This window comes from Rufibacter sp. XAAS-G3-1, assembly GCF_013623775.1.
Lineage (GTDB): Bacteria > Bacteroidota > Bacteroidia > Cytophagales > Hymenobacteraceae > Nibribacter.
The window spans coordinates 162,607-175,616 of record NZ_JABFAM010000011.1; the positions used below are offsets into that span (position 1 = coordinate 162,607).

The following is a 13,010-nucleotide window of genomic DNA, read 5'->3' on the forward strand; positions in this document are numbered from 1 at the left end:
GGCTGCTGCGGAGTTCTACTCCGCCGGGAACTGAGAGCAAAAGAAGGGGAGTGGAACTCCCCAGCAGCTTGCTTCCGGAGTAGAACTCCAGAAGAGCAGATTTAAAGGGTATGAAAAAAGAACCTCGGAAATGTGAACTCAGCACGAGTACATCATCCCCCTACCCCCTTCAAAGGGGGACGAGAAAGTAGCAGAAGTGCAACCCTTTTTTGGGCCCGTTTTCCAGAAAACAAGGCAGAAACGCACAACAACGGGTTGGGCAAACCCAAAGAATACCATTAATAAAAATACCCTCTGGCGCGTAGGCGCAGGGCAGAGAAATATCTGGATGGTACACCATCCGTCACCAATTTAGTGTAAGCGTATGTTAGTTGTAAAGAGAGACGGCCGCAGGGAATCGGTCAAGTTTGATAAAATCACGGCCCGCATAGAGAAACTGTGCTACGGCCTGAACATGTCATTTGTGAGCCCCATTGAGGTGGCCAAAAAGGTGATTGACGGGATCTACGATGGCGTGACCACCGTAGAGCTGGACAACCTGGCGGCGGAAACGGCGGCTTCTATGACTACCAAGCACCCCGACTACGCCATTCTGGCGGCGCGCATTGCTATCTCCAGCTTGCACAAGGTGACGCAGAAGTCGTTCTTCAACACCATGCGCCAGCTCTACACCTATGAAGACCCAAAAACGGGGGAGAACGCGTCACTCATTGCGAAGGATGTCTTTGACATCATCAAGAAAAACGCGGCCCTGCTGGACTCCAGCATCATCTATGACCGGGACTACAACTATGACTACTTCGGGTACAAAACCCTGGAGCGTTCGTATCTGCTGCGCCTGCACGGCAAAGTAGTAGAGCGTCCGCAGCACATGCTCATGCGCGTGGCGGTGGGCATTCACAAGAACGACATCGACTCCGCCATTGAGACCTACAACCTCATGTCTGAGAAGTGGTTCACGCACGCTACGCCTACTTTGTTCAACGCCGGTACGCCTAAGCCGCAGCTGTCTTCGTGCTTCCTGCTGACCATGAAAGAAGACAGCATTCCGGGTATCTATGACACCCTGAAGAACTGTGCCTTGATCTCGCAGAGCGCGGGTGGTATTGGTCTGGCGGCGCACAACATCCGGGCAACCGGCTCTTACATCAAGGGCACCAACGGTACGTCTAACGGCTTGGTGCCCATGCTGAAGGTGTTCAATGACACGGCCCGTTACGTAGACCAGGGCGGCGGAAAACGCAAAGGCGCGTTCGCGATTTACCTGGAGCCGTGGCACGCCGATATCTTCGAATTCCTGGATCTGCGCAAGAACCACGGCAAAGAGGAGATGCGTACCCGCGACTTGTTCCTGGCTCTCTGGACGCCGGACTTGTTCATGAAGCGCGTAGAAGCCAACGGCGACTGGAGCCTGATGTGCCCGAACGAATGCCCGGGCTTGTCTGACACCTGGGGCAAGGACTTTGAGCGTCTGTATGAGAAATACGAGCGCGAAGGCAAAGCCCGCAAAACCATCAAAGCACAGGAACTGTGGTTCGCCATTCTGGAAGCCCAAACTGAGACCGGTACGCCGTACATGCTGTTCAAAGACCACGCCAACGGCAAGTCTAACCAGCAGAACCTGGGTACCATCAAGAGCTCTAACCTGTGTACCGAGATCATTGAGTACACCGACGCCGACGAGATTGCGGTGTGTAACCTGGCGTCTCTGGCGTTGCCGCGCTACATCAAAGAAGAGAACGGGGTTAAGAAATTTGACCACGACAAACTCTACGAGGTAACGTACACGGTAACCAAGAACCTGAACAAGGTGATTGACATCAACTATTACCCCGTTCCCGAAGCCAAGAAATCGAACATGCGTCACCGCCCCATTGGCTTGGGTGTGCAGGGCTTAGCAGACGCGTTCCTGTTGCTGCGCATGCCGTTTGAGAGCGAAGAGGCTGCCCGCCTGAACAAGGAGATTTTTGAGACCATTTACTTTGCGGCCATGACGGCCTCCAAGGATTTGTCCAAGAAGCTGGGCCCTTACGAGACGTTTGAAGGTTCGCCCATCAGCCGGGGTATCTTCCAGTTTGATATGTGGGGCGTTACGCCAGACAGCGGCCGTTGGGATTGGGAAGCGTTGCGCCAGGAAGTGGTAGAGCACGGGGTACGTAACTCTTTGTTGGTAGCGCCTATGCCAACCGCTTCTACCTCGCAGATTCTGGGCAACAACGAAGGCTTTGAGCCTTACACGTCTAATATCTACGTGCGCCGCGTATTGAGCGGGGAGTTCATGGTGGTGAACAAGCACCTCTTGAATGACCTGATTGCCCTGAACCTGTGGAACGACCAAATGAAGAATGCTATCATCACCGCGAACGGATCGGTGCAGGGTATCTCCAACATTCCGCAGCACATCAAAGACCTGTACAAGACGGTGTGGGAAATAAGCCAGCGTACGGTGATTGACATGTCTGCCGATCGCGGGGCCTACATCTGCCAGAGCCAGAGCCTGAACCTGCACGTGTCTAACGTGAACTTCGGGAAGCTGACCTCCATGCACTTCCACAGCTGGAAGCGCGGCCTCAAAACCGGTATGTACTACCTGCGCACCAAAGCCGCCGCCGACGCCATCAAGTTCACGGTAGAGAAACAAGCCGCCGAAACCCTGGCCCCCATGTACACCGCCGTCGAGCAAAACCAAAGCGACATGGCCTGTAGCCTGGACAACCCAGACGCTTGTGAAGCATGTGGGAGTTAAGAACTACGTTTTGATCTGATTTAGGAAAAGGGGGCTGGAAACGGCCTCCTTTTTTGTTTACCCCGTAATAGATAGCACCTGCTTAAACTATAAAGCAAAGCCATGGAAGAGCAACCTATCTATTATCCGGAAGATGCTGCTAAAATCGTCCAGGAAAATATTTCAGCCGAACTTCAGCATAAATTATCCTTTGACGACATTTTGTTTATCCTGGAAGTTGAATTTGAATTTCTAGAGCAGTCTGGAGTTACCACCAATCCGGATTCTATAGTTCCGTTACCCATTGAGATTGAGGATGACGCAATGGAGTATTATATTATCAATCAATGTGCAAGTCAGAATATTTATTTAACTTTTGAGGAGGTAAAAGAGATATTGAAGGCGGAAGAAGTCTACTTACGATTACTTGGCCTAATAGATGAGGAGGGAATGGCACCTTTTTATAATTGATATAGATATGAGCAAATTAAAAGAATCAACCACCCAAGACAGGGCACTTGTATTCCTCAAAAAACATTATACTCAAATTTTTTCAAAAGCAGGAGATGAAATCTATTGTGAAAAGGAGAAGCGAACTCGAAAAGAAAGTGGAGGCAAAAGGGCTGATGGTCTTTTGTGCTTTGAAAAGGAAGGCAAACCTTATACTATTTCTTTGGAAGCAAAATCACACAAAACACTCAATGCGTTGATTTCCTCTACCAATGATGAAAAGTTTCTACTTCAGAGTGTACTTGTTTCAAGTGTTTTAACGCTCCTAACAGTCTTAGGCTTTAGCTACTATACATTAATTGCTTGGTATTATATCGCATTTATTGCTATAGCAGTATTTATAATGGGCGTCTTTTTCACTGCTTTCATCTTTGATTTCTTAGACTTAGATAGCCATAGAGCTATAAATGTAGTTAATCAACTTAAACAGTATCCTGCAAATGAGCAGTGGATAGCTTTTTCAAAACACACTGATAATCTTTTGCTAAATAGTCCTTTTAAGAGGAAGAGAAATCATATTGAGGTGTTAGAGAAGTTATGCAGAAAAAATGGTTTCGGCCTTCTATTAGTAACCAGAAATGGTTGCGATATAAAGGTTTGCCCAACACCAAAGAAGGGGCAGTTCTTGTATCACTATTGTCGAGAGCAGGAAATTTTAAAAGCTATCAAGAAACAAGAGTAGTAGTTGCTGTTTTAGGTCTGCTTTTACAAAAAAAGCTTAAAACAAATAATCAGCCGTATAACTACAAAGCTTTAGCGAACTCCAGTAAATTTAAAAAATCACTTTAGACTTTCTGCCAATGTTGGTGTTATCACCAACATTCCAAACTGCAGTTCCCCACCTCTAACGACACTCTCGTTTTTGGTCTGTAATTATAAAAACAGCACTAAAACACACATCCATTAAACTGCCTTATCTGGCTGAAACCAAATCTGCTTGTTGGTGAGAACACCAACAAGGGTTAGCGTTGTTGTCTTTATATATTAGTCCGTTTATAGGCTGGAATCAGAAAAACAGATTCAAAACAGAACGGATCTGCAACTTGAATATCAAAGTGAAACATCAAACAGAAGCACTATAATAAGAAGCTATTAGGCCACGACTGAACAGTAATGCGTATCAGCATTTGATGAGGTCTCTACTCATGTTTACCAAAGGAGAGTTATGATTATGGAAGAGAATGATGCCTTTTCAGCAACGCAGAAAGAGTTGAGAGATGAGTTAACGAAACTGGAAAAAGGCGAGGCGGAGTTGATAGATATTGATCAATTAGATCAGGAACTTGAGAATACCTTTAATGTCGGAAAAAAGCGCAAGATTCAGGAACTAGAACGTACAACTACTGTTTTGAGCCTACTTTCACCAAAACAGGCCTAAAACAAGGAAGCATCCGTATAAGTACGGTATTTCTTAATCTCACCTTTCATGCACAAGTACCTTTTTGCGCTGCTGATGCTCGTTGGTAGCCTTTTGTTTACCTGCCAGTACTCTACCGAAACCAACGTTCCTACCACTAACGCAGACGCCGCTTCCGGCTCAACCAGGCAGGAAGTCACCTTAAGTTCTCAGCGCGTGCAGCGGAAATCTGAGTTTTGCCAGGCTGACACCTGCGCCAAAGTAGACCTCCAATATCTCAGGGCAGAAGGAAAACCCGCTCCGCTCCGCGACTCCCTGAACCAGTACATCCGGAGGTACCTGCTTCGGCAACAACTCACCAACAACCCAGATGCCGACCTCACCCAACCCGGCAACGCCGCCGAACTGGTCACTGACGAGTTCCTGCGGCAATATGCAACCAGCAGAGAGGAATTCCCAGACGCGTCTACCAACACAGGATGGCAACTCAGCATTTCTTCTGAGGTGCTGTACCAAACCCCGGCCCTGGTTTCGCTTAAGATGCAGGCGGTGGGCTACAGCGGCGGCGCGCACGGGTATGCCGTCACTTCGCTGCAAAGCTTTGACAGCACCGGCCACGCGCTTCGGCTCGCAGATATGGCCACAGACACCGTGGCGTTAAAGAAACTGGTGGAACAGGAGTTCAGGAAAGTGCGGGAACTGGCTACCGCGTCTTTTGAGCAACAGGGTTTCTACACGCAAGCAGGAAAGCTTCCTTTTCCGCAGAACGCGGCCCTTACCGCCCAAGGGCTGAGGCTGTATTACAACGCCTATGAGGTGAACGCCTACGCGTTTGGGCCCACAGAATTGCTGCTGCCGTACCCCCAACTACAACGCCTGCTCAGGCCAACCTATCTACCAACCCCTTGACTCATAAGGGAAAGCCGTTCTTGTAATACTGGTACGCTCACCAACCGTCCACTCTGCCGTTCTCTCCGTACCTTTAGGCCCCTCCTGTTTTTGGCCTCATATCATAAAAACAGACCGAAAGCGGGTGTTCTTTTCTGGCAGCAGTGCCTACTTCTTTGCAGGCTGCCTTGCATCAAACTGCAAAAGGAAACCCGTGTAGGCTTCCTTTTCAATCTATGTTTTTACTTGTTTGAAAGTGGCTTATTGGTCAAGAGGCTGTAAAACCCAGCGCATGGCCTCCTCGCGGCTTTCAAATTCCATCAAGACCATGTCTCCCAGGTCACCCCCGCGTTTCACAAGCTGTTCTATGGCCATTTGGTTGAAAATATCCTCTGACACCACGGTAGCGTTCCGCAAGATGGTACTGTCTCTGAGCGCCGGAAAGGCGAACTCGCGAAACCACACCTGGTCTACCTGCCTGATGGCTTTCATCTTACGGTTATTGGCGAGCCAGCGCAGGGGCTTGTGTTCCTGTATCAGCCGCACGCACATGGTAATGGCTTCTCTAAACTCTTCGCTGTTCAGGAACCCGGTCGCCTCGGCAATCCCCAATTGGTACTGATCGTCATACGTCAGGGTGAAAACGTGATTCTTAAAGTAGGTGGTCACCATGTTTAGTAAAGTTGCGCCAAATCAGACGGTGTTTTGTACGAGAATTGAGAAAATAAAGGAAAAACGGACGGGAAGAAACCTTGGTGAGCCTTTTTCTGCGGCGGCATTACCGGTTTATACCAGCCTTACTTCTAGGGTGGAGATCAGGCTGGGTAGTTTCCCAGAATATTTTTCTATGTCTTTCAGGCTGTCATGGGCTTCCTCAATCTTGCCGGAACGCAGGTGTATCAGATGCATGGCGGTGGTCAGCAGTTCGGGGTACAGTTTAGACATGGGGCAGGTGGCTGTACCGTACCGCGCCGATTGCCCTGAACCACGACGGTACAGGGTAACGTCGCTACGGAATACCCGGCCATGTAGCCTCGTTACCCTGTAACGAGGTACTTGTGCTAAGGGAATGCGACCTGCCTTTCCTTAGCCTGACGGCTAGGGTGAGCACACCAACAGGGGCGGCTGGGTTGTCTATTCCTGTGCTTTACTAGAGCAGGTTCTTTGCATTATATGTTACCCTCAAAGAATTTTGTGGGCGAACCGGATAACGCTTGATTAAAGCTAAGTACGCGGACAAAACAGGCCCTCTACAGACAAGTAATTAACTGGACAGAAACAACCATCTCCTCTCCTTGCCATCCTGAAAGGGATCTCGGTCTTGAACGGCTATGGCGCTTATTGACAGCTACTCTAGTTTCCCACAAAATGATCCTGCTAGAAGGGAAAAATAGACAGTTTAATTTGTCCTGCTACTTAACCAACACAAGGGCTTGGCACGTGGCTTACTTGTCTTCTTGCATCACCACGCTAATGCTGCCGCTGCGTTCTAAACAAGCCGTTGACACTTTGCTTATATCTTCGGGACTTCCCTTTGTGCGTAGCGTCTCTAAGATATCGTTTTCCGTTATGTTGTGCGCCCGCATGATATCCTTCAGGAATTTCCCGTCTCTTACCAAGGTCACGGTTTTGCCTTTGATCATGTCGCTTATATTGCCTCCGGTTCTGAAAGCTAGCACCGCCATAAGCCTGTGCAGCAAGATGAGCACCAGCCCGGCGGCAAGGGTAGGCCAGAAGGGAGAGTTGCCCGTAATTGCCCGGCTCATAATAGAACCATACATTACCCCCAGCACAATGTCAAAGGCGCTGTGCCTCCCAAAAATGCGTTTGTTGGCAATACGCACATATGCCAAAGAAATAAAGAAGACCATTACCGCCCTAGCCGACATTTGCCACCAGTTCAGTTTCTCTTCACCAATACCCAGAACAAATTCAAGAGTTTCCATCGCCTAAACAAACGGAACCCAGGGAAGAGGGTTTCTATTCTAGCGCTAAGCAGGCAAAATCTTTCCGGCTATACCTATGCGTTCCCGTTTAGGGGCCAGAATCTGGAAAACAGCCCGAAAACAGGAGCCTAGGAGATTGTTTTCTCTATTTCTCAGGACTAGATTGTGAGAGGCCGTCTTCGCTCCTGCCTAAGTCAGGATGGGGGTGAAGGCGGGTCTGGAACTGCAAATTTGTCTGGCGCCGGCCAGGGTGGCCCTGGGCGGCGGGCGCTTTCTACTACCGTGCGGTCTGTTTCAGCACGGCTGTATTTGCGGGAGAAGAAAGCGCTAAAGTGGCTCTTTACTTTTGGCGGTCACCGGTACCAAAGGCTCCATTAACCAAAGCAAAGCCTCGGTTTCCTCCTTGAAATCATGGAGAGCTAAATGCTCTATGTTGCCAGCGCGCTGGTACAACTGCTCTACGGCCATCTTGTTGAATAAATCTTCAGACACCAGGGTGGCCATGCGGCGCAAAGAGCTGCGCAGCAGACGGGGCATGATATTCTCCAGAAACCATTGCTGGTTTACTTGCCGAATGGCTTTCATTTTACGGTTATCGGCGAACCAGCGGGTGATGCCTTTCTCTTCAACCAGCTCAATGCACTTCAAAGACGCCTCCTGAAACTGCTGAGTGCCCAGGAAACCATTCCACACCGCATAGGCCGTTAAGCGCTCCTCGTCAAAACTTAAGGTAAGGCCACCAGATTGAAAGTAAACTTTTCTCATACAGAATAAAATAACGCAGCCTTACGTCCTTGAGAGACTTCTCCCTTTACGGTTGGCCTTTTCTGCCTCTCAAGTGCTGCCTAATCCGCCATTATGTAGAAACCACATCGTACTTATACATAGCGGAACATACACCTGCATATACGCAGACAAACGGGAGAGGAAGGCCTCTTTACGCCTAAAAACCTGTTGTTTTTACGGTAAGCGCCAGGTAGAAGTAGCCTTAGAAAATAGCCAATGACCTGTCATATTTCCGCCGTTTGCAGACTGTCAAAATAACATTATCACCCTATTTTATATTGACATTATGTCTTGACATGGATGTACAAGTGCCTTTACGGGCATTGGTACGCCCTTTGCAATAGGCCTTTCAGAAAATAAGACAGGAAGAGGAGAAGCAACATGAAGCTGATTAAAGATAAAAAGTTCTTACAGAACATAGCGCAATATATAGACGTCACCAACACCATTGGCGGTGGGGTTGTCCAGCCGCAGGTGAACATGGTGAAACGCAAAAAAGGGGCGGTTTTACAGGTGTTGTTGCCGGGCGTGTCTCCTGAGCAATGCCAGGTACTGCTGGACAAAAACCAACTCACCATTATGGCTCTGCACCAGAGCGAGCAGCATCCGGCCATGCAGGTTCCGCTGTTTCACCAGAGTTTCCTGCTGCCGCCCTACGTAGATTTCAGTGATCTCACAGTGGTGCATGAAGGCAGTGCGTTGCGGGTACATATTCCATACCTGCCCCAAGGCCCAAGGTTCTTAGAGATTGAGCAACGTTAAGATAAAAGAGAAGCCCAGGAGAACTTGTTTCTGAGCTTCTTTTCTGAAACCAGGCTTAAAACGGCCCTCGTGTTTTTCTGAAACCAGGCTTAAAACGGCCCTCGTGTTTTAAGAGCTTGTTTAACTTTTGGATTGGTAAGCGAAAACGGCAAGAGCACGGTTCTCCGGAAGCGGTTTTTGAGCCTCGTAGCAGCGCTACGAAGGCGATAAAAGCGCGAACGCAGGTTCTCTTGCTAGTATCTGGTTTGCAGCATGAAAGACAAAGCTTAAGCATGCTCTAAGGCGATTCTTAGCGGAGGCAGAAACCAAGTCTGCCTATGTTTCACTAATTAAAGAAGGTACAATTATGAACACTCAACGTTTAGGAAGCGGCTTTGAGGACATGATGCCGCAAACGTTCAGCAGCATGCTGGACAGATTCTTTAATGATTCTGTGAACAGCCGTGAGCGGTTGAACAGGTTCAGCCCTCTGGTAGACACCTGTGAAACCGAAAACGGCTTTGAGTTGGAGATGGCCCTCCCCGGCATGAAGAAAGAAGACATCCATCTTGATTTTCAGCAGGGACGTCTGACCATCTCTGGGGAGCGGCAATTCAAGAATGAGCAGAAAGACAAACGCTACCACCTCATTGAAAGCCAATACGGTTCTTTCAGCCGCTCTTTCCAGTTCCCAGACACCGTGAAGCCCGATAGCATTGAGGCTGTGTTTGAGAATGGCGTCTTGCACGTTCGGGTTCCTAAAGACGAGCAGAAAACGGCTCGCCGCCGCATTGAGATACGGGAAGGAAACTCCCAGACCATGCGGTTAGATGAAAACACGAAAACCCTGGAGCAGGAAGTAAAAATCAACCCTTCCTCCTCTAAGAAGAAACAGCCTACTTTAGCGCATGAGAACGGCACGCACTAAGCAAGCGGCCTGAAAACCCTTCAACAGAAAGGCACCACAGTTGTGGTGCCTTTCTGTGTTTATCTACTTTTGAAAGCTTTTTATGACCGGTGGCCGGGCACTTTTACCCTTGTCTACCGCTGCTCAAGGCTGAGTTTCCAGTCCCGGAGTTATCAGGAATACTGCCTGGGTTAATAGAACTATGGGTAGTCTGGCCTGGGGTGGCAGGCTGGTTAGGCCCACCGCCAGAAATACGGGTTGTGGTTCCTTCTGGGGCAGCGCCTGCTTTGTTGGCCCGTACGTAGTACACGGTGACAAACAATGCTATAATCAATAAAATACATAAGGCAATGAACATGGTCTCTTGAAGTTAAGTGAAACATACGGCTTCTCTCTTTTACTCAGTTTTCTGCCTGCTGTTGCGCTTTCTGGCGTATATTCCTCTCTACCAACCGCTTTTATCTTTTTTTCTCTAGCTTTATCATAGAGAAGCCACTTTTTCGTTTATTTATTGCTATGACAAAAAAATTATATTTACTGGTTTTCTTCTGCTGGGCCGCGGCAGAATGTAGTTGGGCCCAACTAGGCACTACCTCGGGGCAGCCTTACTTTATAGAATTGCAGACCGGCGAACGCGTGTACGCCAGCCGGCTCCAATTTAAAAGCCCTGTCTTCAAACAAAACTTTTTCCTGCTGGACGACTCTCTCAAGTATGCCCCAGAAATGGTGAAAAACTTCCAAAGCCAGGAAGGATACTTTGCCCGGGTAGATGCAGGACGGCGCTTCAGTGACTTTGCCCAACGGGAACAAGCCGGGCGCGTGTCTACTTACTTCGTGTACCGCACAGATTACAACTCGTATGCCCCGGGCATTGGCATAGGAATGGGCGGTTATGGCATGGGTGGCTATGGCATGGGAGGGTTCGGTTACCCTTCGCAACGGCGCGTGTACTACTTTGCGAAGGAGAATGAGCCCTTGCAACCCCTCACCTACAAAAACCTGCGGGTGGCCTTGTCTGACAACCCTGGTAGTATTGAAGCCCTACAGGATTACAAAAGAGGGCAGAACATTCAAACGGGTATGTCTGTGGCGGGCGCAGGCTTAATGGTGGCTGGTATTACGCAACAGTTCCGGAGCGGGAATTCTGCGTCTGGCGTGTCTCCGCTGCTGTTGGTGGGTGCAGGCATCTCTCTTATCCCGCAGCTTTTAAGGCTGGTTAAAAAAGACAGACTGGCCGAGGCCATTGACATCTACAACTACACACCCAAACAATAGTCTTTAAGCGTGTTCTTTCAAAAGCAGAGGGCCCACACTTTACAGGTGTGGGCCCTCTGCTTTTGAAAGAACTGGGGAAGTGATGTATTACAAAAGGGCGTCTACGCGATTATAGCTTCGCGCTTTTGCCGGGTGCTTCTGGGGTTTTAGCGGCAGTCGCTTTTTTTGCTTTTTTGGCTTTGAGGTAAGCATTCAGCACATAACCCGCTTCGCCGTCAATCTGCACCAGAGACCACTCATTGTTTTGTTTCCGCATGACAATAATCTCGTCCTCAGAACCCAGCACGCGCACTACCTCTCCCCCAAGCACAGGCTGACGGTACATTCTCACTTTTTCTGAGTTCACCCGGCTGGTTGGGCCTTGGGCGAATACTGATACTACTTGCATGCAAACTAGGGCGAAAATAAAGAATAAACGTTTCATGGTTTTAAAATTTTAATGGGTTGTAGATGAAAATAAATGCCTTACTATTTTTCAATTTTAAGCCTCCTAAAAACACCTTTTATTAGTAAAAAGGACGTAAAGATCCAGGGCACTTTCGCGCCTATTATTTTTTATGTTGTTTTCTTTATGTTTGTGTTATATTCTAATAGATGCAGAATCTAAAAGAAGGTTGCTTGGGGCTGAAAAAAATTTTGTTAATGTTTTGTTAACAAATACCTGGTTCCTGTAAATTCTCTATCAAAGGCTAATCGTTTGTTCCTGTAGCCTATTTACAAGTTGCGTGCCATTCAATTAAATACTTGAATATCAGTTGATTAATATCAATAACTCAATCAATCATTGTCCGGTGCCGTACACATATTTCTTAAAACCGGACACTTATAAGCCTATATTTCCCTATGGGGCATAAAAACTAGTTAAACTCCCCTCTCGTTCTCTCCATTGCTTTTCTGCCAAAGGCGTCTGTCTTCCAGATAAAAAATCAGAAATCTATAATCAATGTTTCTACTTACATTCTTTCGCTCAGAATTTCTCAGATTAAAAGTCTTCCTAAATCACCTTATCACCTCCTTTACAGATCAAATATAGGAGGGCTATTTTCTTAAAACCATACATTAAATGTTAATTAACAGACATTTAACGTTACCGGAGTTTAGCCGCCTTTATTTAACCTTTCGTTAGTATTTGTTTTACCCCACCGCCATACTCCGTACTTTTGGGCTTGAATTCTCTACTTTATGGCTACACACCTCCAAATAAGGGAAATAACCGAGTTGACTGAGATGCTGCAGCAGTTTCCGTTGATTCAGTACCTGAACCCACACATGGAATCTTCCCGCTACGAAACCCTGCTTCGTCTCATGCTGCCCCAGCAGTACCGCATGGTGGGCGTCTTTGACGGCCCCGCCTGTGTTGGGCTTTCTGGCTATTGGCTAGGCACCAAACTGTACAGCGGCAAATACCTGGAAATAGACAACTTTGTGGTAGATGAACAGTACCGCTCGCAGGGCATAGGAAAACTTCTCCTAGATTGGCTTACGGCTGAGGCGGCAAAGCACCAGTGTGAGACCATGATGCTTGATGCGTACGTGGTGAACCATGCGGCCCATAAATTCTATCTGCGGGAAGGATTTGTCATCAAAGGTTTCCACTTCCTGAAAAGGCTGGGATAAGAACCGGAAGCGGCCCGAACCTATGGCTGCTTACTGGCAACTGCCGTATTTCACGTTTTACTTAATGCCAAACATCTGCTGGAGCCACTCAACTGCCGCTGCTGGCCAACACGTTACAACATTCCTTTTCTTATGCGTAAGCTTCCTTTTCTGTTCCGCTGGAACCTTCTTTACTTAACTCAAGTTGCGATTAAATACATTTGTTGATTGTGTAGGCAAAAAGGAACAGGACTATCTTGAGCAGGAACCCTTCTGGGG

15 protein-coding genes are annotated in these 13,010 nt (G+C 48.1%); 9 read left to right on the top strand and 6 right to left on the bottom strand.

Features of this window, described 5'->3' with window-relative positions; all coding sequences use genetic code 11:
* Positions 1-364: 364 nt before the first annotated feature.
* The 5 genes from HHO50_RS14330 to HHO50_RS14350 all read left to right on the top strand — a co-directional run bounded on the left by HHO50_RS14330 (position 365) and on the right by HHO50_RS14350 (position 5,501).
* Positions 365-2,746: a ribonucleoside-diphosphate reductase subunit alpha gene (locus tag HHO50_RS14330; RefSeq protein WP_181306749.1), complete on the top strand. Its 2,382-nt coding sequence runs from the start codon at positions 365-367 to the stop codon at positions 2,744-2,746.
* A 102-nt stretch (positions 2,747-2,848) separates the two neighbouring features.
* On the top strand, positions 2,849-3,196 hold the full coding sequence (locus tag HHO50_RS14335) for a hypothetical protein (protein ID WP_181306750.1): 348 nt from the start codon (positions 2,849-2,851) through the stop codon (positions 3,194-3,196).
* A gap of 7 nt (positions 3,197-3,203) precedes the next feature.
* Positions 3,204-3,917 carry a hypothetical protein gene (locus HHO50_RS14340; RefSeq protein ID WP_181306751.1) on the top strand — a complete coding sequence of 238 codons (714 nt, stop codon included), beginning with the start codon at positions 3,204-3,206 and terminating at the stop codon, positions 3,915-3,917.
* A gap of 489 nt (positions 3,918-4,406) precedes the next feature.
* Complete coding sequence (locus tag HHO50_RS14345) at positions 4,407-4,613, top strand: hypothetical protein (protein ID WP_181306752.1); 207 nt, start codon at positions 4,407-4,409, stop codon at positions 4,611-4,613.
* 48 nt (positions 4,614-4,661) lie between these two features.
* The gene (locus HHO50_RS14350) at positions 4,662-5,501 is read left to right on the top strand and encodes a DUF3298 and DUF4163 domain-containing protein (RefSeq protein WP_181306753.1); all 840 of its coding nucleotides are present in this window, start codon (positions 4,662-4,664) and stop codon (positions 5,499-5,501) included.
* 240 nt (positions 5,502-5,741) lie between these two features.
* Here HHO50_RS14350 and HHO50_RS14355 read toward each other — a convergent pair whose 3' ends face one another.
* The 4 genes from HHO50_RS14355 to HHO50_RS14370 form a co-directional block, all read right to left on the bottom strand.
* Positions 5,742-6,152, bottom strand: coding sequence for an STAS/SEC14 domain-containing protein (locus HHO50_RS14355; protein ID WP_181306754.1), 411 nt, complete (start codon positions 6,150-6,152; stop codon positions 5,742-5,744).
* A 114-nt stretch (positions 6,153-6,266) separates the two neighbouring features.
* Positions 6,267-6,425: a hypothetical protein gene (locus tag HHO50_RS14360; protein WP_181306755.1), complete on the bottom strand. Its 159-nt coding sequence runs from the start codon at positions 6,423-6,425 to the stop codon at positions 6,267-6,269.
* A gap of 500 nt (positions 6,426-6,925) precedes the next feature.
* The gene (locus tag HHO50_RS14365; protein WP_255478746.1) at positions 6,926-7,426 is read right to left on the bottom strand and encodes a DUF421 domain-containing protein; all 501 of its coding nucleotides are present in this window, start codon (positions 7,424-7,426) and stop codon (positions 6,926-6,928) included.
* Positions 7,427-7,753: 327 nt separating this feature from the next.
* The gene (locus HHO50_RS14370) at positions 7,754-8,191 is read right to left on the bottom strand and encodes a hypothetical protein (RefSeq protein ID WP_181306756.1); all 438 of its coding nucleotides are present in this window, start codon (positions 8,189-8,191) and stop codon (positions 7,754-7,756) included.
* 402 nt (positions 8,192-8,593) lie between these two features.
* Between HHO50_RS14370 and HHO50_RS14375 the strand changes: the two genes are divergently transcribed.
* Together HHO50_RS14375 and HHO50_RS14380 are read left to right on the top strand one after the other, a co-directional pair.
* Complete coding sequence (locus tag HHO50_RS14375) at positions 8,594-8,974, top strand: Hsp20/alpha crystallin family protein (protein ID WP_181306757.1); 381 nt, start codon at positions 8,594-8,596, stop codon at positions 8,972-8,974.
* A gap of 346 nt (positions 8,975-9,320) precedes the next feature.
* On the top strand, positions 9,321-9,881 hold the full coding sequence (locus tag HHO50_RS14380) for an Hsp20/alpha crystallin family protein (protein WP_181306758.1): 561 nt from the start codon (positions 9,321-9,323) through the stop codon (positions 9,879-9,881).
* 103 nt (positions 9,882-9,984) lie between these two features.
* Here HHO50_RS14380 and HHO50_RS14385 read toward each other — a convergent pair whose 3' ends face one another.
* The gene (locus tag HHO50_RS14385) at positions 9,985-10,218 is read right to left on the bottom strand and encodes a hypothetical protein (RefSeq protein ID WP_181306759.1); all 234 of its coding nucleotides are present in this window, start codon (positions 10,216-10,218) and stop codon (positions 9,985-9,987) included.
* A gap of 158 nt (positions 10,219-10,376) precedes the next feature.
* Between HHO50_RS14385 and HHO50_RS14390 the strand changes: the two genes are divergently transcribed.
* On the top strand, positions 10,377-11,135 hold the full coding sequence (locus HHO50_RS14390; RefSeq protein WP_181306760.1) for a hypothetical protein: 759 nt from the start codon (positions 10,377-10,379) through the stop codon (positions 11,133-11,135).
* Positions 11,136-11,244: 109 nt separating this feature from the next.
* Here the strand turns inward: HHO50_RS14390 and HHO50_RS14395 are convergent, their stop codons facing one another.
* Complete coding sequence (locus HHO50_RS14395) at positions 11,245-11,559, bottom strand: SH3 domain-containing protein (RefSeq protein WP_181306761.1); 315 nt, start codon at positions 11,557-11,559, stop codon at positions 11,245-11,247.
* Positions 11,560-12,317: 758 nt separating this feature from the next.
* Between HHO50_RS14395 and HHO50_RS14400 the strand changes: the two genes are divergently transcribed.
* Complete coding sequence (locus tag HHO50_RS14400; protein ID WP_181306762.1) at positions 12,318-12,752, top strand: GNAT family N-acetyltransferase; 435 nt, start codon at positions 12,318-12,320, stop codon at positions 12,750-12,752.
* The last annotated feature ends 258 nt before the right edge of the window (positions 12,753-13,010 follow it).